The organism is Pseudomonas sp. PB120, assembly GCF_009761815.1.
GTDB lineage: Bacteria > Pseudomonadota > Gammaproteobacteria > Pseudomonadales > Pseudomonadaceae > Aquipseudomonas.
Genome location: NZ_RWIN01000149.1, coordinates 31,266 through 53,637, shown reverse-complemented (window position 1 = coordinate 53,637; position 22,372 = coordinate 31,266). Strand labels below are relative to the sequence as shown.

Below are 22,372 nucleotides of genomic sequence, written 5' to 3'. Positions count from 1 at the left end.
ACACTGATTTAGCAGCGGTAATTCAGACTTTTACTTTGAACCTCGGGCGTTAGGCTGGTCACTCCACTTAATGCTCAAGGTTTATCAACAGCATGACTGACTTACACGGACGTATATCAGCACTATCGTCACCCGTGGCCGACGAAAACAAAGGTCGCCACTACACCTTCATCAATAACGGTATTCACCCCGCGTTCAAGGGCGCTTCAGTGCAACGGCTCCGGGAGATGAGCCTCACGCAAACGGCCTCGGGCCAGTGGGTGCGGACCACCCGGAATTTCGATCACACGCCATTACAAGAAGCCAATCTTGAACTCTGGTCCGCTCAAAACACCGTCGACCGGGTGATGGATAAAGTACAAGGCGTTTATGAGTTCGCCGAGCCATTACTGACCGAGGCGTTAGTGAAACAGTTCGGTATCGACGTCGACGTACAGGCCACTTACTTGCATCTCTATTTGCCGAAACAGCTTCCCTGGTACGCCAGCGACCTCGGCGGTGTCGTGACCCGCACCGTCTCCCTGCTGGACGCGGCCCTGCATAACTTCTCGAGCAACGAAACCTGCGAACCCGACTCGAGCTTCATCAACCAGCCCGATGCGCGCGGGCACTTCGATATCCTGCCGATCAAACGCAAGATGTCCATCGCCCAGTTCCAGGCCCTGTGTCGCGAGTTGGACATTGGCGCCCGCTACACCCGCTACCTCGAAGAACAATTGCTCCCCCGTGATGGCCTCGCCCAGGGTTACCTGAAACTCAAAATCGTCGAGAGCGAAAAAGCCGCGTTCAAAGCCGCCGCCCGATTGGCCGAACTGACGGGCGACATCGACGCCGAGGCCAGTGACCTGATCCTGAAAATGCTCGATGGCCAGCGCAACCTCACGCGTAAAGGCCGGGCGGTGCAATTCGCCGAACTGTCGATTCTCGACAGCCTGCTGACCGGCATCGTGTTGATTACACCCAGGCTGGAACAACGCATCCGTGACGTCACGCCGGTGATCGTCTACGTCCCGCAGGACCCGGAACACCCGCTGAAAGAGTACCCCTCGACCGTCGCATTCATGAATGAACTGACGCGCCAGTTGCGCGACAACGTCGTCGTATCCTCCACCGGCATGACCTACCAGCAATACTTCAGCCGGTTTGTCGATCAATCGGAGCGAGGGCATTTTTTCGGCGGGTTACAGCAGCGTCTGTTCGAAGTGAAATGGCATCAGAAAGAGCCGCTGGACCAGGGACCGAGCTGGCGAGAAGTGCCGGTCGACAACCCCAACCTGCATTTCCAGACCGCACCGATCCCTGGCGAGCTCTGGGAGTACCTCTTCCAGCAAAAACTCAACAAGGTGCTCAACGACGCCCGCCATATCGCCGTATCCACCGCCGATTCCGATAGCAATGCCCGATGGGCCTGGTGGGAGAACTTCAAGAAAATAGTCTCGGACATTTTCAACATCGCCCTGATGGTGGTCACGCCGTTCGTTCCGGGGCTGGGGGAGTTGATGATGGTTTACTCCGTGTACCAGATGGCCAGCGACGTCATCGAGGGCCTCGTCGACTTGACCCTGGGACTGAAAGTCGAGGCCGGCGAACATATTCTCGGTGCGGTCACCGACTTTCTTTCGCTGGTGGCGTTTGCTGCGGGTGCGAAGATCGGCGACCTCGCGCGTTTGAAGCTGTCGCCGCTGATCGAAGGCATGAAACCGGTGACCCTGCCCAACGGCGAACCTCGGCTGTGGCATCCCGATCTCAAACCTTATGAGCTGCCTGATGTGAAACTGCCGGCTGATTCCAGCCCAGACGCTCAAGGGCTTCATGCTCACGAAGGCCAGGACATTCTGCCGCTCGATGACAAGCATTACGCCGTGCAAAAGGATGCGCAAACCGGCAATTACCGCGTCAAACACCCGCACCGCGACAATGCCTATCAACCCGAGTTGCAACACAACGGCCTCGGCGCCTGGACCCACGAAGCCGAGAACCCGCGTACCTGGGAGGGCCCAACCTTGATGCGTCGTCTTGGCCATTCTGTGGACGGCTTCAACGACGCAGACCTGGACAATGTTCGCCTCGACAGCGGCATCGACGACGGGGCACTGCGCCGGATGTACGTCGACAACACCGCACCGCCACCTCTGCTGGACGACAGCCTCACCCGCTTGAAAATCCAGCGCCAGGCTCGCCAGGCCATTGAGCGGATTCGAGCCGGTCAGCCTCTGGCCCCATCCTCCTGGTGGTTTGAACCGCTGGCGACTTATCTGGACGGCTGGCCTGCGGATAAAGCCCTGAAGGTTTACGAACACGCCGACATGAGCGGGCGCTTCCGCCTGTACGGCAATGCCGAGGCGGCCGAGGCGCAGACGCTGTCTACCAGCCAGTCGCAGCTCATGAGCGAGCAGTTCGTGCCGAGCCTTGTTGATTTTCTCAGCGAAGAAGAACTGCAAACGGTGCTCGGTCGCCCCACCGCCAAAACCGAGCAGGTGCAAGCGCTGCGTAATCAATTGGCGGACGAAGCCAATCGGCTGAACGCAGACATCGTCAACCAGCTGTACCAAGGCGCAGAAGCGTCCGACGATCCGCGGATCCAACTCATTCGCCAGACTTTCCCCGAGCTGCCGACCCGTGCAGCACAGACGCTGCTGGACAGTGCTGACGCCGCCGATCTTACACGCGTGACCCAAGAGCAACGCCTGCCGTTGAGCCTCAAGAGCCGCGCCCGTGAGGCCGCCTTCGAAGCCCGGACCAACCATGCATATGAGGGTTTTCATGACGGTGCGCAGTGGGTCGCGGAGACCGAAAGCCTGATACTGAATGCGCTCAGGGTTCATACCGACACCTTTGCGCAATTGCGTATCGAGGTGCGTGAAGGCAGCGATGCCGGACCGCTGCGCGGCAGCGTGGGTCCGCACGATGCGGTGACGGTCCGGGTGCTGGTCAAGGATGACGCCAACCGGTTCGAAGTCTGGGACGCCGACAACCACAAGCTGCATGACGCCACTGACTTTTACGAAGCCGTGCTCAACGCCTCGCCGAAAAACAAGTTGGGTTACCGGCCGGGACAGGGTGAGCTTTTCAAGCAGTGGGTCATGGCCAAGACCGAGACGCCGGCCGAACGCCGCACCGCGCTCACTGCACCGCCTATTCGCCCAATACCGAACCACGAAGACATGACGCTGTTGCGCGGCCCCGGCTTCTCCACCACGGCCGCCACGCTCAGTGACCGGGTGCAGGACCTGTACCCGCACTTCAACGAACGAGAGGTCGATACCTTCGTTCGATCACTGGGTTCCCAGGAGCAAGGGCATCAGACCCTGACGAGGCTGGACCGAGAAATGTACGACCTGCGCAAACTGCTCAATCGCTGGCAACACCAGCGACCGGCTACCTGGGGGCCTGACCGCCAAGGGTTCGTGCGTGGTGGCGGGCAGCACATTGCCGATCGGCTCATCGAGTGTTTTGCCAGAAAGCCCACGGTATTTGGCGAGCGCAGTACAACCGTCGACGGCGGTTATGCGCTGGACCTGTCCGTCGAGTTCGATGTGCCCGACCTCGAGCGCTGGTGGAAGGAACTGCCGGATATCAAGCATTACGTCGATCAGATCAGCACCCTGAATCTGGACCGCACGAACGTCTCCGAAAACGCCGCCGGCCTGTTGGGCGACTTCTCGCATCTTCGGCAACTGAGCGCCAGGAGCTGCGGGTTGACGCGACTCCCCGAGCCCGTCGGAAAAATGCACTACCTGCGGACGTTGCGACTGATGAACAACGACATCACGCTGACCCCATCAGCCGTCGAGCAATTGCGCAACCTGACCCACCTGGAAACACTCAGGCTTGATGACAACATACATTTGGGCAGGCTGCCGAACGTTGCACGCATGCCCAAACTACGGATCCTGAGTTTGAGCAACACCGGCGCAACCACCTGGCCTGAAGGCTTGGTTGGCCCCCTCAGCAAACGTCGACCCCGGGGATTTTTCCTGGATTTGCAGGAGAACCCGATCAGCCTGATTCCAACGGTCGTGCCGGGTTCGCAGGATGCCTTCATCGTGGCGCGGACGCGTTTGTTTCCCAAGCAACTGTCGGAGGCCAACCTGGTGACGTTCAAAGCCTATCGACGCTCTGTCGGTCTCGCTCCCGAGCAGGTCTATGCCGACGCGGCCACCGACGCGATGAACCAATGGCCAACGAAGGACGATTCCGTCTGGTGGAGTGCCGAGGTCGGGGGGCTGGGCACTTTTCGCGAAGACGCGTGGCACGATCTGATGACCGAGCCTGGCTCCGAAGATTTTTTTGCCTTGATTCAGAAACAGACACGCTCGGCCGACTACCGGGCCGGCGGCGAACTGCGCCAACAGCTGAGCAGCCGGGTCTGGCGCATGGTCGAAGCCATCGACCTGGACACCCCGCTGCGCAACGAGCTGTTCGAAATGGCGAAAGCCCCCACCACCTGCGCCGATGCGGGGGCTCAGGTGTTCAACCACATGGGCATCAAGGTGCTCGCCTCCGAAGCCTATGCCTTGTCGACGTCCAACGCGGTGCTGGAAAGCAAACTGGTGAACCTGGCAAAAGGCGCCGCCCGCCTCGCGCGCGTGGATGACATTGCCCGTGCCGATTTCGGCGGCCGGGAAGGCAACCCCGATGAGGTGGAGGTCTACCTCGCCTACGAAACCGGTCTGGCCCAGCGCCTCGGTTTGCCGTGGCAATCGGAGTCGATGCTGCATCGCCCCTTGGCCGGCGTCAGCGCCAAAACCCTCGACACCGCGTTCGATACGGTGATGGCGATGGAGGCCGGCGATGGTTTGATCAACGACATGATCGAACAGCCGTTCTGGGAGAAATACCTGCGGGACACTTACCCGAACGAGTTCAGCCGCAATCGCCGACTGTTCGAGGCCAAGAGTGATTTGCTGGATGAGTTGCGTGAAGTCCAGCATGACTGGGCCAGCTCCAAGGGCCAGCAGATTGCGCAACGACGGGCACTCAAGCAACGCCTGCAAGACCTCGCACGGCGGCTGGGTGTCGATGACAGCGAAGTGCTTATCGATGAAGACATGAGCGATGAAATCTTCGGCCGATTGCTGCATGACATGGGCTATGAAGAGAAAGAACTGAGCAGATCGCTGACCCGCGCAGCGCTGCAAAAAGACGCCGAGGGCTGATCGGGAAACCCTGATGCATCGGGTGATGCATCAGGGTTCAACCGTTAACCGACTTCCGAATCCCAGATGACCGTGACCCGGCCTGAGTAGGTCCTGCCGACATTCGGTTTGATCATTTCGTCGACCTGATCCTGCGCAATTTCGAAGTGCAATGTCCCAGGCTTACGATCGACATAAAAGCTCGGCTGGAAAATCGCGGCGCCATTATTGCCGCGCCGTAGCGGCCGACGATTCACCGGTTGCGAGGCCTGATCCACCAGGCCACCGGGCAGGGTCACGCTTACGTTGATTGGAACGTAATGGTTGGAAACGCGGTCATTCAGCGCGCAGGTTTCAGGATTGACGACGTACTGACACGACAGGCTCATCTTGAAGCGACTCGACGAAGAGACATTGAACGTCTGGTCACGAAACAGCCGTGTCGGCTTTCGCCCCTGCGTCAGCCAGGCTTGCCAGCCGCCCTGCGGGACCAATTCGATACGGTTGCCGCCGGGGGGAATTTCGACCTTGAGGGTATGTTGCACTTCCAGAGTGAAATTCAAGGTCAACGCCGAGTCGCTTGGCTGCATGACATCGCCCATGTCGAAATCGCCGTTTGGACCGACGCTATAGGTCAGGCTTCCCGAGTAGCGACCTGCTGACATGCTCAACGGGTTGGGCGTGAACAGTTCATAGGCGAAATCCAGATAGTCGTAACGCAGCCAGGGCACATCGTACCTTGCTTGCTTATCGCAGCTACCTTCGATTGGCGTCTTCCAGAAAAACCCATAGCTAGTCGCTCCTAAGAGTCCTACCCCGCTGTAAAGGCAGGGGGCCGGCGCATACACCCAACTGGCGCCCCATAATTGACTGTGAGCGAGTCGATAGTCGCTTCCGCCGCCTACCAGGCTGATGACATCCTCGGTAACGTATTGGGAGCCGATACCTGCAATCCGGACCCTGACCGTCTCACTCTCTCCCGTTGCTTCATGCACTACAGACAAATCCCGCCACTGAGCAGGCACCTTGAATGTCGCCCCCTGACGAGGTGATGGATGATTTGCCTCGATTGGCGCGCGGGAGTTGAACTGAATCGGCACGCGCAGGCTGAACATGTCGTTGTCGCTGCACTGGACCGGGTAGCTTGCGCAATATCCACTGGGTGGCGTGTCATTTTTGAATTTATTCTGCTGAGGGTTTGCAGAGTCCGGTCTGAAAGACGCCTGTATCGAAACATCCATCGCCCAGACCGAAGCCCCGTACACGGTTAGCACCACCCCCAACCCGACGCGACGTAAATGTTGACTGGCTTTCTGCTTCATTTTTTTACCCCAGTGGTACCCGCACCACTTCGATAACTGTTTCGCCCTGGCATCACGCATCCGGTAGCACCGCATTGAAAATCAAATTAATGCTGCCGAAATAACTGCCCGGCTTATAAAGACCATCAGCAGGCGGTACTGGTAGCACTTCCAGCAAAACCCGCTTGCCCTGCGCCGCTTCGCTCAGCGAAACCACCTCGCTGCGTTCCGATTCGCTCAGCACCTTGCCGTTGAACAGCACGCGCAAACCAATGTCATGGGCGGGCGTTCCATTGGAGAGGTAAGGCCTGCCCTCAAGCCGGGCATCGATGGAACCGCCCTCATTTTTCACATCGAAATACTTGCGCAAGCCGCCCAGGGTCGAGGTCACCAGGTTCCATGGCAACGGCTGCTCACGATGTATCCAGCCGGGGTCTGCGGGAATGACGTAGAACGCCTGGCTCGGAATCGTCACGAAGACCTCGAAGTGCTGCACTTCGCGAGCGGCAAATGCTGAATGGCAGGCCATTGCCGCCGCCATCAGAACCGTCAGTTTTCTGAACATGATCATCAGCCCTTCACATCAAGTTTCTGGCTGCGCTCGCCTTCGACCAGGGTGAAGCGGTACTCGCGACCGGCCTGTTTTTCAAACTCGAAACTGCGACCCGCGAGAATGTGATGCTTGGTGGTCGGCACGCAGTCCTGCTCGTTCTTGACCGAGCAATCCTTGAACTCATCGATCACCACCACGGTATTGCCGTTATTGCGGATTCGATATTGAGTCGCGCCGTTCTCGATCGCGCTGGCGAAACGCGTGTCCTTTGGGCGGACGAAAAACACCGCGCCATAACCGGCCAGTACCGTAACCCCGGCAGACAGGGTTTTCTTGTATTCGTCACGTTCTTCACTGGACACCGCGAACTCGTCTTCTTTCTCGGGCACCACCGGCACGAAGCGCACGCGGAAATAGCGCTCGTGGACACGTTCACCCATGTACAGCAACCGCGTGCCTTGCATGCCATTGGCCGGCACGATCAGCCGTGCCGGGCTGGCCATCAAGCCGTCCCGGGCGCTGCCGTCGGCACTGGATTTAAGCGGCACTTCCCGGGACTTGCCGTCGGCGTCATAAAGGATTTCCAGGATGTTGACCTTGACGAACGCGGTGCTGTCGCCGCCATTGAAGACGCGTTTCAGGTACGTGCTTTTATCGGCGTCCAGGTAGTCGTAAACCGTACCGATATTGATGCTCGGCCCGGCGTGCGCCGTCTGTGTGAATAAACAAAAACCAATCAATGCCAACCGACGTTTCATCGTCTTTTACCTCGTAGAAAAAGTGCGTACTGCCGGGCATCAGCCTGCCGTCGGCGTGACTGTGGATGCGTCTGCCAACGTATCCGGCGTGCAACGCAGGTCGCCGATCATCAGCACATGGTTTTCCGTGCGGCCACGGCTCGGATCCAGGCGAAACTGGCACAGCAACTGATCGCCGTGGCGTACTTCAAGAGTCGGGGAACCGGCGTTCATTTCCATGGAGAAAAAGCCGTCCACTTCGCTGACCCCTCGGCTGGCGTGGTTGATGATGTGGTGGCCCTTGAGCGGGTTGCCCTGAGGGTCGATCAGGCGACCGAGCACGGTCAGGGTTTTCATCACGCGAATCTGGCGATACTCGACACCGCCCTTGTTCAGGTGATAGCTGGAGCGCGACGGCTGGATGGTGGCGGCCGGCACGTCATGGCCCTCGAAATCGAAACTGACCGAGCTGCTTTTGTACGCGGTGATCGGCACAAAATTTCGCCCCGGTTTGAGCACCGCGCTGCCCCCGCTCAAATCGTCGGCACGCAGGGCGATGTCGTCGATGTCGGATTCGACGTCGATGATCATGCCGGCGCCGTTGCGGTGGTACTGGCTGGTCATGACCATTTTTTGTCCGCCGACGGCGACGGTGCTGTCGAGGTTCAGGCCGCCGGTGAAGTCGTTGTTGTAAGACGAGCGCTGGATAAACCCGTCGGCGTTGGCCAGGTCCGATTGCATCGTCGCCATCGCGTTCATGCCCACGCCGTAGGTGTCGGTGATGGCCGTGGCGGAAACGCTTTGCAGCACGTGGTCCTGCCAGTCCTTGCGGTAGGTGACCGAGGCATTGTTATCGCGCCCGCCATCACGGTCGGTGCGGCTGCCGATGCTGCCGGAGAGCTGTTCTCCCGGGCCGCCCAAGGCAATGTTGACGCTCAAGTCGATGCCGCGATTGCGGTCATCGCCGGAGCTGAAACTGCCGGGCCGGTCGAACAGCGACAGCCGCCAATTGGCGTCGCTGCCAAACAGTTGAGTGCGCTGGGTCCAGCCCAGGTCCACACCGACACCTTCGGTGTTGCCTTCGCTGTGGGACACCCGGGCATTGACCGAGCTTTTACTGGTGAGCCGATGATTCACCGACAGCGACGAGTTGCTGGTCTGGCCGATGAACACGTTGCGCTGCCGCACGCGCGTGCCATCCGGCAAGGTGTCGTAGAGCCGGGTGGTGTCGAGCCAGCTGCGGTTGTGGCTGGCAACAAGGCTGCCGCTGCCGTAGGAGTAAAGCCCTTGCACGTCGAGGCCAGTGCCGTAGTCCTCGGTCTGGTAGACGTTGGCATAGACGCTGGCATTGTTGACGATCGCCCAATCGATTGAGGTGCCGTATTGCAGGGCGTCGCGGACCTGTCGCCCGGTCAGGCCGAGGATGACCCGGGGGTGCAGCAGGAAGTTGAACGCCGCGCCGGCCGTCATGTCGCCGTCGCCCTGATCGTCCCAGTTGCTGAGCAATTTCGATTCACGACCGGCGAACAGGTTGTAGCGCCAGCGCTCGTCATGGTTGCGCCAGTTGTTGGGCTTGTAGACCAGCTCCTGGGTGCTGGAGGTGATCTGGCCGTCTTCGATCAGGCGCACTTCCACTTCGTAGATGCCGCCGGGCAGTGGCCGCGTATCGAGGGTCTGCAAACCGGCCGGCATCGCCTGGGTGTTGATCAGCAAACCGTCGCGATAGATTTCCACCGAGCCCTGGCGATTGGCCGTGACGTAGATCGGGTAAACCGCCGGTTTCGGGTGGTTGATGGCGAGGCTGTCGGAGCTGCCGTACATGACGCCCAGTGCCGTGTCGGGGCTGGCGCCAAAGGTGCGGAGTTGGCGGGTCAGTCCTTCGGAGCTCGGGGTGAAATAGCCCAGGCGCAGAAAGTTGCCTTCCAGTTCGCGTTGGGTGAAGAGTTCGTGCACTGCGTGATACGTCTTGTTATCCAGGCCGCCGAGCCGGGACAGCTGCATATTGACGGCCTGGGTCCAGTTGCCAAGGCTGCTGCTGGCTTCAAGCCCATAGCGCCCGCCAAGGTCCTGGTTCTGGCCACCATTGAGGTTTAATTGGTTGCGCACGATCAACCCGGTGCTGCCGTCTTCGGGCAAGGTGTAATAGCGCTGCACCTGTTCGTCGCGCTCGGCGTTCTCCGTGAGGATCGACACCAGGGAATTTTCAAGGCTGTAATGCACGGCCAAGAGTTGCTCGGGGCATTTAGCCTCGCACCCACCCAATGTCACGCCTTGCTTCAAGTAATTGGCCCAAATGTCACGTTCGCTGGGTTTGACCGTGCTGTCGCTGACATCGGAGAAGTCAACCAGGGTGATGCGATCATCGCGTGTCAGCACCACCATCGCCTCCCCCAGAAACTGCTGATCAAGTTCCACTCGCACCGCCAGTGGCACATCAAAGAAGTGCTCTTCGAATTCGCTCGGCAATCCCTTGGCCTGCGCCAGCAAACTCCTGGGTGTATGGCCATTTTCCGTGGGTGCGGCCAGTGCCGTTGCACAAAAAAAAAGCGCAAGCGCGGTCGCGATGGGCGTCATCGGGAACATGAACGAAATACTCTGTGGATAAATACGGTAAAGCCGATCGACAGATAAAAGTTCATCTGCCGATCGGTCAGGCAATCAAGTAAGGACTGGCCTTAGTTCATGACCTGTTACGGGATACGCGGGATCGCATCGAAGATCACAACCGGGTTGGCGGCGTACAGGCCGACCTGGGTCGCGGTGGGTTTTGCGGCGGAGATTCGCAGTTCGGCACGCATGCCGCCATTGGATTCGGTGTCGCCGACCACTTCCTGGCTCACACCGGTCAATACTGTGCCGTTGAAGCTGTACGTCAACGGGATGTTTTGCGTCGCGTTACCGTTGAACAACGGTTGCGGGCCGCCTTCGACGTAAGCACCTACAGAACCGTTGGTGTGCTGGATGTCGTACATGCCGGCGACGTCTGTCAGGTTGCCGGAGCCGAGGACATACTGCATTTTTTCGTCTTTACCGAAGTCCGGGTTTACAGGTTGGGCGTGAAAGACCTTGCTCGGAATATTCGCGGTGATGTTGATCGAGGATCGCGATTCTTCTGCAGCGAACGCCATCGAAGCGCTCAGGGCCAGGAGGGTCATCGGAACGGCGATTGCAAACTGTTTGAACATTATCCAGTACCTGTTTTATTCATGGGATTGAATCGTGGAAGGGTTCAAAGGCGCGATTACCCGTTACGAATAATGGCTATTTGGCCCAACTTCCAACGCCGAAGAATAATCAACCAATATCCCGATAAAGTAAGTACGAAAGCTCCGAAGAACTTGTAGTTAAAACAGCCCACAGGCATGAGGAAAAATACTTTAAAAGCGAAATTTTCATTTTGCGGATGTCAGAAAAGTACTACCGACAGAATCAACTTAAAAACCATACAGGCAACCACATAATAACTTCTGTCAGACCGATACTACTTATACCTATTCATAACGATTGATTAGCCTATCAATACTTACATTAGTTTAATTACTCTAAATAAGCACCTCCTGTTTCTGGGCCGTCAGGGCCTGCCGACCTCGGGGCGACCGTTGGTCCAGCACGCTTGCGCAATCTTAAGATATATCTTACGTTGTATCTAAATACGACAGAGAGAAGCACAAATGAGAGACCATCATTCCCATCGAGAACACAGCGACGGCCGCGACGGCTTCGAGAAACGCCCTGGTCCCGGTCGTGAGCGCGGCGGCCGCGGCCCTCGGGTCTTCGCCCCCGGCGACCTCAAACTGCTGTTGCTGGCGCTGATCGCCGAACAGCCTTGCCACGGCTATGACCTGATCCGCCAGATCGAAAGCATGTTCGACGGCGCGTACAGCCCCAGCCCCGGCGTGATCTACCCGACCCTGACCTTTCTTGAAGAAAGCGAAATGATTCTGGGCGACGCCGAGGGCGGCAAAAAACGCTACAGCGTGACCGACGCCGGACGTCTGTCATTGACTGAGCAAGCGATTGCACTGGACGGCGTGCGGATGCGCATCGAGGTCAGCAAGCGGTCATTGCGCGGCCATGACCGCCCGGCCGAGATCCACGAAGCGGTGCACAACTTGCGCCACGCCTTGCAGATGCACCACGGCCGCTGGAGCCCGGAAGAAATCCTGCGCGTGCGCAACCTGCTCAATGACACCGCCAAAGCCATTGTCGACGGCACCGCCGTTCAACCCGCTCAGGAGAAAGCCGAATGACTGCAGTGATCGAAAACACCATTCACCGTGTCATGCATGAAATCAAACGTCGTCGCCTGGAAGTCCTGCGCGTGGTCGACCTGACGCCGAGAATGCGCCGCATCACCCTCGGCGGGCCGGAGCTGGCCGGTTTCATCAGCCTGGGCACGGACGACCATGTGAAGCTGTTCTTCCCGCAAAACGCGGCGGAACAGACGGCGCTGGAGACCCTGGTGCTCGGGGCCGGCAAAGACAACGGGCCGATGCCGGCGATGCGCGACTACACGCCACGTCGTTACGACCTCGACACGCTGGAACTGGACATCGACTTCGTACTGCACGGCGACGGCCCTGCCGCGACCTGGGCCGAACAGGCCAGCCCCGGCCAGTTCCTGCACATCGGCGGGCCGCGGGGCTCGATGATCGTGCCAGACATGTTCGACAGTTACCTGCTGATTGGCGACGAAACCGCCCTGCCCGCCATCGCCCGTCGCCTCGAAGGCCTGGCGGCCAACCGTCGTGCACTGGTGATTGTGGAAGTGGAGAACGGTGCCGAGCAGCAGCGCCTGGAGAGCGCCGCGCAGGTCAACGTGATCTGGGTCTTGCGCGAAGGGGGCAAAGACAACTTGCTGACCACCGTGAAGCAACTGCAGGTGCCGAGCGGCGATCTGTATGCGTGGGTCGCGACGGAAACCAAAGTGTCGCGGCAGATCCGCCGGGTGTTGCTTGATGAACATGGGTTGAATGACACGTTCGTCAAAGCTGTTGGCTACTGGCGTCTGGATGACAGCGACGAGGAATAAGCCGCGAGTCTTTCATGGTGGCGAGGGACCTTGCTCCCGTTGCGCTGCGCAGCAGTGCCAAAACCTGCAAATGTGTTTCACCAGGCATTTCACGTTTGCAGGTTTTACGACTGCTTCGCAGCCGAGCGGGAGCAAGCTCCCTCGCCACAAAAATGCCGCCTGCCACAAATGCGCGTACTTTTGAAATTGGCCTTCATGTCCGGGCCCGCCACCGATCCAGTCCGATCAGCAACAGCGCAATCACCACAAACCCCGCCAACAACCCGCCCGCATTCAAAAACACCTGTGGATAACCCAGCCTGTCGACATCAATGAACGGGTACGGATAAACCGCCAGCAGATGCCCGCGCCATAACGCGTACGCGAAGTACACCAGCGGATAAAACACCCACAACCCGATGTGCCCGAGGCGCAGCGTGCCTTTGGGGACGCAGAACCACCAATAGACCAGGAACAGCAGCGGCATGATGTCATGCAGCAGTTCGTCGGCCAGGAACTGCCAGCCTTCTGGATGCCACAGATGGCGCAACAGGACGTTGTACGCGAGGCCGACCACCGCGATGCTCACGGCAACTCCACTGCCCACCCACGGTTGTAAAAACCAGCGCCGCGCCGCCGATTCCCGAGACGTCCACTCGCAGGTCAAAACGGTGGCGACCAGCGTGTTGGTCAGCACCGTGAAATAGCTGAAGAAGCTTATCAACCCGCCGAGCAGGCTGGCTTCCAGGCTCCAGCGCGAGTAGAGAATCAGGTACATCTGAATGGCCAGCCCGGCCCAGCCCGACACTGCCGCCACGGCAACAAAAACAGGCCGTGCGGCAAATGCCGGTGCCACGTGGGCGACCATGTTCAGAGCGGTCGCTTGGTGCGCATCAACTTCACGTACAAGCGCTCGACCTTCTCCCGCGCCCAGGGCGTCTTGCGCAAAAACGTCAGGCTCGACTTGATGCTCGGGTCACTCTTGAAGCAGCGGATATCAATGCGCTCGGCCAGCCCCGCCCATTCGTAATGCTCAACCAGGGCGTTGAGGATCTGCTCCAGCGTCACGCCGTGCAGCGGGTTGTTGTTCTGTTCGGTCATGCCGGGCCTTCAAGCGTTGAAAGATTGGAAAGGCGCGCACCTTAGCCGAGGGTGAAAGCCGGTGGAAGGGCTCCGTGCGCTATCTGTTGAATGTAGGCGAAAGCAACCACCTACACACATCCCCTGTAGGAGCGAGCCTGCTCGCGATGGACGACAACGATTACGCGGGCTGTCTGGATGAAAGCGTTCTGCTGACGTCCATCGCGAGCAGGCTCGCTCCTACAAGGGACGTCGGTGTGTAAGGAATTGCGCGCTGACTGTTACCGAATCAACAAAAATTCATCTCGGCAAAAGGTCTTTCTCTATTTGTAACAGAACATTATCCTTACGCCCGAAACCTGCTGAAACGCTTCCGCTAAACGCTTTGCTCCTCACTTCCCAGAAAAAGATCAAGAACTTCTCCTCTATGCCTTATGTTCAATTTTTGCGAGATAGCGCTGTCTGTGCGCCTGTCTCCCAGCGAAAAGCCCTTAGTCTTATCGGTGGCTTCACCGCTCTGGGCCTCGCCTCCTGCACCCAGGCCGCTCCGGCCTTCGATAGCGATTCCCCGTGGATGCTCGGCGACTGGAACGGCACTCGCACTGAGCTTGCGGAAAAAGGCTACGACTTCAAAGTCGATTACACCGGTGAAATGGGCAGCAATCTGCACGGCGGCTACGACCATGACCGCACCGCGCGCTACAGCGATCAGTTCGGCCTCGGCGCGCACCTCGACTTGCAGAGGATTCTGGGCTGGGACGCGGCCGAATTTCAGCTGACCATCACCGAGCGCAACGGCAACAACATCAGCAACGACCGGATCAACGATCCGCGCGTCGGCGGTTTTACCTCGGCTCAGGAAGTCTGGGGGCGCGGGCAGACCTGGCGTCTGACGCAGATGTGGTACCAGCAGAAATTCTTCGACCAGAAGCTCGACATCAAGGCCGGCCGTTTCGGCGAAGGCGAAGACTTCAACAGTTTCCCCTGCGACTTCCAGAACCTGGCGTTCTGCGGCTCCCAGGTCGGCAACTGGGTCGGTGGCATCTGGTACAACTGGCCGGTCAGCCAGTGGGCGTTGCGGGTCAAGTATCACCTGACGCCGGAGTTGTACGCGCAAGTGGGCGCTTACGAGCAGAACCCGTCGAACCTGGATCGCGGCAATGGCTTCAAGCTCAGCGGCAGCGGCACCCAAGGCGCGATCCTGCCGGTAGAACTGGTCTGGACGCCGAAGCTCAATGGCCTGCCCGGTGAATACCGCGCTGGTTATTACTACAGCAGCGCCAACGCCACCGATGTCTACAAGGATAGCCACGGTCAGCCCGCAGCCCTGAGCGGCGAGGCTTACCGCAGCGCATCGAGCAAGCATGGCGTGTGGCTCGGTATCCAGCAGCAACTCACCAGCCGCGCCAGCGACAACTCTCGCGGCTTGAGCGTGTTCGCCAACGGCACGATGCACGACAAGAAAACCAACGCCATCGACAACTATGTACAGGCCGGTGTCGTCTACAAAGGCCTGTTCGATGCCCGCGCCCGTGACGACATCGGTTTCGCCATGGCCCGGGTGCACGTCAACCCGGCCTATCGCAAAAATGCCGAGGCGAGCAATCAGGCCCGTGCGGTCTACGACTTCGATGACCCGGCCTTTTTGCCACCGCAGGACACCGAATACAGCGCCGAACTCTATTACGGCGTGCACGTCACCCACTGGCTGACTGTGCGTCCGAACCTGCAATACATCCGCCACCCCGGTGGCGTGGATGACGTCGATGACGCGCTGATTGGCGGGATCAAGGTCCAGTCATCGTTCTGACCCATACCAAAAAAACCTGTAGGAGCGAGCTCGCTCGCGATGAACGTCAACGATAACGCTGCAAACCTGTCACCCCGCAGCGTTTCCCGATTTTTTCGCGAGCAAGCTCGCTCCTACAAAACTGAACCATGCCTGCGCCGGATCGTCATCTACAGTGAACTTGCGCGGGACTACTTGAAACGTCACGGAGAACCACACTATGAGCACTGATGGTGCTTTGAGTCGAAGCCGTCTATTGCCGACCCTGCTCGGCATTCTGCTTCTACTAATGGGCCTGGCCATGCTGGCAGGCGGGATCAAGCTGCTGATGCTCGGCGGCTCGCTGTATTACCTGCTGGCCGGTATCGGCCTGGCCGTGACCGGCGCGTTGCTGATTGCCGCGCGCCGCGCTGCCTTGGGCCTTTACGCGCTGGTGCTGTTCGCCAGTACCGTGTGGGCCTTGTGGGAAGTCGGCCTCGACTGGTGGCAACTGGTGCCACGTCTGGCGCTGCTGTTTGCGCTGGGCATCGTCATGCTGCTGCCGTGGTTCCGTCGTCCGTTGCTGCGCGACGGCCCGGCACAAACAGGCACCGGCGCCCTGAGCATCGCGGTGGTCCTGGCGGGCGTGGCGGCATTGGCCAGCCAGTTCACCAACCCCGGTGAAATCAAAGGCCAGCTGGATCGCGACAGCGTGCCGGGCATGACCAACACCGCCCCGGCCATGCCGGACGGTGACTGGAATTCCTACGGCCGCAGCGCCCATGGCGACCGTTACTCGCCACTGGCGCAAATTACCCCTCAGAACGTGCACAAGCTGGTTCCGGCCTGGACCTTTCGCACTGGCGACCTTCCCGGCCCTAACGATCCGGGCGAAACCACCGCTGAAAACACCCCGCTGAAAGTCAACGGCATGCTGTACGTGTGCACGCCGCACAGCCAGGTGATCGCGCTGGACCCGGACACCGGCAAGGAAATCTGGCGTTTCGACCCGAAGCTCTCCACGCAAAAAGCGGCGAACTTCAAGGGTTGGGCACACATGACCTGCCGTGGCGTGTCGTATCACGATGACGCCGCCTACGCGTCCGAGCAGAGCCCGACAGGCAGCGCCAGCCCGGCCCCTGCCAACGCCTGCCCGCGCCGCATCCTCTTGCCGACCGCCGACACCCGTCTGATCGCCCTGAACGCCGACACCGGCAAAATGTGCGAAGACTTCGGCGACAAAGGCCAGATCGACCTGAGCGCCAACATCGGCGGCTTCACCGCCGGCGGTTACTACTCCACCTCGCCACCAGCAGTCACCAAGGACCTGGTCGTGATTGGCGGCCACGTCACCGATAACGTCTCCACCGACGAGCCGAGCGGCGTGATCCGCGCGTTCGACGTGCACACTGGCAAACTGGTGTGGAACTGGGACAGCGGCAATCCGGACGACACCACGCCGATTGCCGAAGGCAAGGTCTACACCCGCAACTCGCCGAACATGTGGTCCCTGTTCGCCGTCGACGAAAAACTCGGCATGCTCTACCTGCCGATGGGCAACCAGACGCCGGACCAGTTCGGTGGCGCTCGCACTCCGGAATCGGAACTGCACGCCGCCGGCCTGACCGCGCTGGACATCGCCACCGGTAAAGTGCGCTGGCACTTCCAGTTCACCCACCATGACCTGTGGGACATGGACGTCGGTGGCCAGCCAACCTTGATGGACCTGAAAACCGCTGATGGCGTGAAACAAGCGGTGCTTGCGTCCACCAAGCAAGGCAGCATCTACGTGCTGGACCGCAGCACCGGCAAAGCAATTGTGCCGATCAACGAAGTGCCGGTGCCGCAAGGCGCGGTCGCCGGTGATCACACGTCGCCGACCCAACCGAAGTCCGACCTGAACCTGATGCCGCCGCCGCTGCAAGAGCGCGACATGTGGGGCGTGACGCCGTTTGACCAACTGATCTGCCGGATCGACTTCAAATCCCTGCGCTACGACGGCCCGTTCACGCCGCCGTCGCTGCAAGGTTCGATCGTTTATCCCGGCAACTTCGGCGTGTTCGACTGGGGTGGTATCTCGGTTGACCCGGTGCGTCAGATTGCTTTCATGAACCCGGACTACATGGCGTTCAAATCGAAGCTGATCCCGGCCGCTGAAATCGCCGCCCAAGGCCCGCGTAAAAGCGAAACCGAGGGCGTACAACCCAACAAAGGCGCGCCGTACGGCGTGGTCCTCGAAGCACTGCTGTCGCCAATGGGCCTGCCGTGCCAGGCGCCCGCGTGGGGTTATGTGGCAGCGGTCGACCTGACCACGGCCAAAATCCTCTGGAAGCACAAGAACGGCACCGTGCGCGACAGCTCGCCGGTTCCGATCCCGCTGAGCATGGGCGTGCCTAGCCTGGGCGGCACTTTCACCACCGCCGGTGGCGTTGGCTTCCTGAGCGGCACCCTTGACCAGTTCCTGCGCGCCTATGACATGAAAAACGGCAAGCAGTTGTGGGAAGGTCGCCTGCCGGCCGGCGCGCAAACCACGCCGATGACCTACACCGGCAAGGACGGCAAGCAATACGTGCTGGTCGTTGCGGGCGGTCACGGTTCACTGGGCACCCAACAAGGTGACTACGTGATGGCGTACAAGCTGTCGGAATAAGCGGTAGCCGCAGTTCAACGCAAGGCGACTCCTGATCAGGGAGTCGCCTTTTTTGTGGGTCACGGGAAAATCCCGGCGCCCAACGACCATCTGCTAGAAAACACAGGGCAATTTCCCACAATGAAACCAGCGTTCGGCACCTTGCTCCAACGCCACAGCCGTCTACCATCAAACGAAAGGAAAATAAGTCCAAATCCCCCTCAAGTTGAAGGACTCGACTACCGACACAGTACTAATAGCTCAGTCACTCGAATCAGCAGCCTGTCGACCAGGCCATGGGCAAAATACCCGGTGAACGAATGTCCCTTTGACTGCCGTCACGGGATTGCCAATACTCATGGCAACTTGATGCTACCCGCACGGAACAAGGAATGACTCTTTGAAGCTGGAACTCAAGAACAGCTTGTCGGTGAAGTTGCTCCGGGTCGTGCTCCTGTCGGCATTGATCGTCGGCGTGGTCTTGAGCTGCGCGCAGATCGTTTTCGATGCCTATAAAACACGCCAGGCCGTGGCCAGCGATGCCCAACGCATCCTCGACATGTTCCGCGATCCCTCGACCCAGGCCGTCTACAGCCTGGACCGGGAGATGGGCATGCAGGTTATCGAAGGTTTGTTTCAGGACGATGCCGTGCGCGAGGCCTCCATCGGCCATCCCAATGAAGCCATGCTCGCGCAAAAGACGCGTGAGTTGCAGCATTCCCCCAGCCGCTGGCTGACCGACCTGATCCTCGGCAAGGAACGCACCTTCACCACCCAGCTGGTGGGGCGCGGCCCGTACAGCGAGTATTACGGCGACCTGAGCATCACCCTCGACACCGCCACCTATGGCCAGGGGTTTATCGTCAGTTCGGTGATCATCTTCGTTTCTGGCGTATTGCGCGCCCTGGCCATGGGGTTGGTGCTGTACCTGGTTTATCACTGGCTGCTGACCAAGCCGCTGTCGCGGATCATCGAGCACCTGACCGAAATCAACCCGGATCGGCCCAGCGAGCACAAGATTCCGCAGCTCAAGGGACACGAGAAAAACGAACTGGGGATCTGGATCAACACCGCCAACCAGTTGCTGGAGTCCATCGAGCGCAACACCCATTTACGCCACGAAGCGGAAAACAGCCTGCAGCGCATGGCCCAGTACGACTTCCTCACCGGCCTGCCGAACCGCCAGCAATTGCAGCAGCAACTGGACAAGATCCTGGTCGACGCCGGCAAATTGCAGCGCCGGGTGGCGGTATTGTGTGTCGGTCTCGATGACTTCAAAGGCATCAACGAGCAGTTCAGCTACCAGACCGGCGACCAGCTGCTGCTGGCATTGGCCGATCGCCTGCGGGCGCACAGCGGTCGTCTCGGCGCCCTCGCCCGCCTCGGCGGCGACCAGTTCGCCCTGGTCCAGGCCGACATCGAACAACCCTACGAAGCGGCTGAACTGGCCCAAAGCATTCTCGATGACCTGGAAGCGGCATTCGCCCTCGATCATCAAGAGATTCGCCTGCGCGCCACCATTGGCATCACCCTCTTCCCTGAGGATGGCGACAGCACGGAAAAGCTGCTGCAAAAAGCCGAACAGACCATGACGCTGGCCAAGACGCGCTCGCGCAATCGCTACCAGTTCTACATCGCCAGCGTCGACACCGAAATGCGCCGCCGTCGTGAACTGGAAAAAGACCTGCGCGATGCCTTGGCCCGTGACCAGTTCTACCTCGTCTATCAGCCGCAGATCAGCTATCGCGATCACCGCGTGGTCGGGGTCGAGGCGTTGATTCGCTGGCAGCACCCCGAACACGGCCTGGTTCCGCCGGACTTGTTTATCCCTCTTGCCGAGCAGAACGGCACCATCATCGCCATCGGTGAATGGGTGCTGGATCAGGCGTGCAAGCAGCTGCGCGACTGGCATGACCAGGGGTTCATCGATTTGCGCATGGCAGTGAACCTGTCCACGGTGCAGCTGCACCATGCCGAGCTGCCTCGGGTGGTGAATAACCTGCTGCAGATGTACCGCCTGCCACCGCGCAGCCTGGAGCTGGAAGTGACCGAAACCGGCCTGATGGAAGACATCAGCACCGCCGCCCAGCACCTGCTGAGCCTGCGTCGGTCCGGTGCGCTGATCGCCATTGACGACTTCGGTACCGGGTATTCGTCCTTGAGCTACCTGAAAAGCCTGCCCCTGGACAAGATCAAGATCGACAAGAGCTTCGTGCAGGACCTGCTCGATGACGACGACGATGCGACCATCGTGCGCGCCATCATCCAGCTGGGCAAAAGCCTCGGCATGCAGGTGATTGCCGAAGGCGTGGAAACCGCCGAGCAAGAGGCCTACATCATCTCCGAGGGCTGCCACGAAGGTCAGGGCTACTTCTACAGCAAACCGCTGCCCGCACGGGAATTGAGCGCCTACCTCAAACAGGCCCAGCGCAGCAACGCCGCGATCCTCTGACACGACACCGCCGTTGTAGCCCTGTGGCGAGGGAGCTTGCTCCCGCTGGGCGGCGAAGCCGCCCCAAACCCCTCAGGCACGGTACTGACAGACAATTCCAGTCAATCTGATTGCGACTGCTGCGCAGTCGAGCGGGAGCAAGCTCCCTCGCCACAGGGATTGCCAGTTGCTGCAGATCGCAATTGCTCCCGCGAATAAGAAATATTTCCAGGTACAACCCTTTACACATAATGCGAAAGATTTGCATTATGTCGCAGTTTTGCGCGCTTGCAGCGCCCTACCACCCCCTCTCGAAGCAGGATGTTCGCCATGATTCGTATGCCTCTGGCTACCGCCAGTCTGTTGGCCATCGCTATTTCCCTCGCCGGTTGTGGCGAAGGAAAGGACAAGACCGCCGCTGCGCCAGCACCAGCCCCGGCTGCCACTACGACCGCTCCTGCGGCGCCAGCAGCAGCCCCGGCCGCTGCCGGCAAAGTCGATGAAGCCGCCGCCAAGGCCGTTGTTGCGCATTACGCCGACATGGTCTTCGCCGTTTACAGCGATGCCGAATCCACCGCGAAAACCCTGCAAACCGCCGTCGATGCCTTTCTCGCCAAGCCGAACGCCGACACCCTGAAAGCCGCCAAGGCTGCCTGGGTTGCTGCTCGCGTCCCTTACCTGCAGAGTGAAGTGTTCCGCTTCGGCAACACCATCATCGACGACTGGGAAGGTCAGGTTAACTCCTGGCCCCTGGACGAAGGCCTGATCGACTACGTCGACAAATCCTACGAGCACGCGCTGGGTAACCCGGGCGCCACGGCCAACATCATCGCCAACACTGAAGTTCAGATCGGCGAAGACAAGGTCGACGTGAAAGACATCACCCCGGAAAAACTCGCCAGCCTGAACGAGCTGGGCGGTTCCGAGGCCAACGTCGCCACCGGCTACCACGCCATCGAATTCCTGCTGTGGGGCCAGGACCTGAACGGTACCGGCCCTGGCGCCGGCAACCGTCCTGCGTCCGACTACCTGCAAGGCGCTGGCGCCACGGGCGGCCACAACGACCGTCGTCGCGCTTACCTGAAGTCCGTGACCCAGCTGCTGGTCAGCGACCTGGAAGAAATGGTCGGCAACTGGAAGCCGAACGTGGCCGACAACTACCGCGCCACCCTGGAAGCCGAACCGGTTGATTCCGGCCTGCGCAAAATGCTGTTCGGCATGGGCAGCCTGTCCCTGGGCGAACTGGCGGGCGAGCGCATGAAGGTTTCCCTGGAAGCCAACTCCCCGGAAGACGAGCAGGACTGCTTCAGCGACAACACCCACAACTCGCACTTCTACGATGCCAAGGGCATCCGCAACGTGTACCTGGGTGAATACACTCGCGTCGACGGCACCAAAATGACCGGCGCCAGCCTGTCCTCCCTGGTGGCCAAGGCTGACCCGGCGACCGACACCGCGCTGAAAGCCGACCTGGCAGCGACCGAAGCCAAGTTGCAGGTCATCGTTGATCACGCCAACAAGGGTGAGCATTACGACCAACTGATCGCCGCCGGCAACACCGCTGGCAACCAGATCGTGCGCGACGGCATCACTTCGCTGGTCAAGCAGACCGGTTCGATCGAAGCCGCTGCCGGCAAACTGGGCATCAGCGACCTGAACCCGGACAACGCTGATCACGAATTCTGATCAACGCTGGCTGAATAAAAAGGCGACCTTCGGGTCGC

14 protein-coding genes are annotated in these 22,372 nt (G+C 59.8%); 7 read left to right on the top strand and 7 right to left on the bottom strand.

Annotated features, from left to right (window positions below; all coding sequences use genetic code 11):
- Positions 1–92: 92 nt before the first annotated feature.
- Entirely contained in the window at positions 93–5,159 is a 5,067-nt protein-coding gene (locus EJA72_RS27460; RefSeq protein WP_157715006.1) for an NEL-type E3 ubiquitin ligase domain-containing protein, read from the top strand.
- A 44-nt stretch (positions 5,160–5,203) separates the two neighbouring features.
- Here EJA72_RS27460 and EJA72_RS27455 read toward each other — a convergent pair whose 3' ends face one another.
- The 5 genes from EJA72_RS27455 to EJA72_RS27435 all read right to left on the bottom strand — a co-directional run bounded on the left by EJA72_RS27455 (position 5,204) and on the right by EJA72_RS27435 (position 10,914).
- Positions 5,204–6,460, bottom strand: coding sequence for a hypothetical protein (locus EJA72_RS27455; protein WP_157715005.1), 1,257 nt, complete (start codon positions 6,458–6,460; stop codon positions 5,204–5,206).
- Between the two features lie 52 nt (positions 6,461–6,512).
- Positions 6,513–7,004, bottom strand: a complete 492-nt coding sequence (locus tag EJA72_RS27450; protein ID WP_157715004.1) for a CS1 type fimbrial major subunit — start codon at positions 7,002–7,004, stop codon at positions 6,513–6,515.
- 5 nt (positions 7,005–7,009) lie between these two features.
- Positions 7,010–7,750, bottom strand: a complete 741-nt coding sequence (locus EJA72_RS27445) for a molecular chaperone (RefSeq protein WP_157715003.1) — start codon at positions 7,748–7,750, stop codon at positions 7,010–7,012.
- Positions 7,751–7,789: 39 nt separating this feature from the next.
- The gene (locus EJA72_RS27440) at positions 7,790–10,312 is read right to left on the bottom strand and encodes a TcfC E-set like domain-containing protein (RefSeq protein WP_157715002.1); all 2,523 of its coding nucleotides are present in this window, start codon (positions 10,310–10,312) and stop codon (positions 7,790–7,792) included.
- A 107-nt stretch (positions 10,313–10,419) separates the two neighbouring features.
- A complete protein-coding gene (locus EJA72_RS27435; RefSeq protein ID WP_157715001.1) occupies positions 10,420–10,914 on the bottom strand; it encodes a CS1 type fimbrial major subunit in 495 nt (164 codons plus the stop codon).
- Between the two features lie 486 nt (positions 10,915–11,400).
- On the opposite strand from EJA72_RS27435, the gene EJA72_RS27430 reads away from it, so the two are divergent.
- A complete protein-coding gene (locus EJA72_RS27430) occupies positions 11,401–11,979 on the top strand; it encodes a PadR family transcriptional regulator (RefSeq protein WP_157715000.1) in 579 nt (192 codons plus the stop codon).
- The gene (locus tag EJA72_RS27425; RefSeq protein WP_157714999.1) at positions 11,976–12,761 is read left to right on the top strand and encodes a siderophore-interacting protein; all 786 of its coding nucleotides are present in this window, start codon (positions 11,976–11,978) and stop codon (positions 12,759–12,761) included. Before EJA72_RS27430 ends, EJA72_RS27425 begins: the two co-directional genes overlap by 4 nt.
- Before the next feature lie 193 nt (positions 12,762–12,954).
- Here the strand turns inward: EJA72_RS27425 and EJA72_RS27420 are convergent, their stop codons facing one another.
- Positions 12,955–13,608 carry a Pr6Pr family membrane protein gene (locus EJA72_RS27420; protein WP_157714998.1) on the bottom strand — a complete coding sequence of 218 codons (654 nt, stop codon included), beginning with the start codon at positions 13,606–13,608 and terminating at the stop codon, positions 12,955–12,957.
- Between the two features lie 2 nt (positions 13,609–13,610).
- On the bottom strand, positions 13,611–13,841 hold the full coding sequence (locus EJA72_RS27415; RefSeq protein ID WP_157714997.1) for a VF530 family DNA-binding protein: 231 nt from the start codon (positions 13,839–13,841) through the stop codon (positions 13,611–13,613).
- 406 nt (positions 13,842–14,247) lie between these two features.
- On the opposite strand from EJA72_RS27415, the gene EJA72_RS27410 reads away from it, so the two are divergent.
- From EJA72_RS27410 to EJA72_RS27395, 4 genes are all read left to right on the top strand, one after another.
- The gene (locus EJA72_RS27410) at positions 14,248–15,630 is read left to right on the top strand and encodes a carbohydrate porin (protein ID WP_157714996.1); all 1,383 of its coding nucleotides are present in this window, start codon (positions 14,248–14,250) and stop codon (positions 15,628–15,630) included.
- Positions 15,631–15,829: 199 nt separating this feature from the next.
- Entirely contained in the window at positions 15,830–18,238 is a 2,409-nt protein-coding gene (locus EJA72_RS27405) for a glucose/quinate/shikimate family membrane-bound PQQ-dependent dehydrogenase (RefSeq protein WP_157714995.1), read from the top strand.
- Positions 18,239–18,617: 379 nt separating this feature from the next.
- Entirely contained in the window at positions 18,618–20,669 is a 2,052-nt protein-coding gene (locus tag EJA72_RS27400) for a bifunctional diguanylate cyclase/phosphodiesterase (RefSeq protein WP_157714994.1), read from the top strand.
- A gap of 309 nt (positions 20,670–20,978) precedes the next feature.
- Positions 20,979–22,334 carry an imelysin family protein gene (locus EJA72_RS27395; protein WP_157714993.1) on the top strand — a complete coding sequence of 452 codons (1,356 nt, stop codon included), beginning with the start codon at positions 20,979–20,981 and terminating at the stop codon, positions 22,332–22,334.
- Positions 22,335–22,372: the final 38 nt, after the last annotated feature.

Bases quoted from the DNA above. Each gene is read 5' to 3' on its own strand.
- EJA72_RS27435 (WP_157715001.1), bottom strand. From the start codon at position 10,914: ATGTTCAAACAGTTTGCAATCGCCGTTCCGATGACCCTCCTGGCCCTG.
- EJA72_RS27410 (WP_157714996.1), top strand. From the start codon at position 14,248: ATGCCTTATGTTCAATTTTTGCGAGATAGCGCTGTCTGTGCGCCTGTC.
- EJA72_RS27455 (WP_157715005.1), bottom strand. From the start codon at position 6,460: ATGAAGCAGAAAGCCAGTCAACATTTACGTCGCGTCGGGTTGGGGGTG.
- EJA72_RS27460 (WP_157715006.1), top strand. From the start codon at position 93: ATGACTGACTTACACGGACGTATATCAGCACTATCGTCACCCGTGGCC.
- EJA72_RS27395 (WP_157714993.1), top strand. From the start codon at position 20,979: ATGATTCGTATGCCTCTGGCTACCGCCAGTCTGTTGGCCATCGCTATT.
- EJA72_RS27415 (WP_157714997.1), bottom strand. From the start codon at position 13,841: ATGACCGAACAGAACAACAACCCGCTGCACGGCGTGACGCTGGAGCAG.
- EJA72_RS27420 (WP_157714998.1), bottom strand. From the start codon at position 13,608: ATGGTCGCCCACGTGGCACCGGCATTTGCCGCACGGCCTGTTTTTGTT.
- EJA72_RS27440 (WP_157715002.1), bottom strand. From the start codon at position 10,312: ATGTTCCCGATGACGCCCATCGCGACCGCGCTTGCGCTTTTTTTTTGT.
- EJA72_RS27445 (WP_157715003.1), bottom strand. From the start codon at position 7,750: ATGAAACGTCGGTTGGCATTGATTGGTTTTTGTTTATTCACACAGACG.
- EJA72_RS27450 (WP_157715004.1), bottom strand. From the start codon at position 7,004: ATGTTCAGAAAACTGACGGTTCTGATGGCGGCGGCAATGGCCTGCCAT.
- EJA72_RS27405 (WP_157714995.1), top strand. From the start codon at position 15,830: ATGAGCACTGATGGTGCTTTGAGTCGAAGCCGTCTATTGCCGACCCTG.
- EJA72_RS27430 (WP_157715000.1), top strand. From the start codon at position 11,401: ATGAGAGACCATCATTCCCATCGAGAACACAGCGACGGCCGCGACGGC.
- EJA72_RS27425 (WP_157714999.1), top strand. From the start codon at position 11,976: ATGACTGCAGTGATCGAAAACACCATTCACCGTGTCATGCATGAAATC.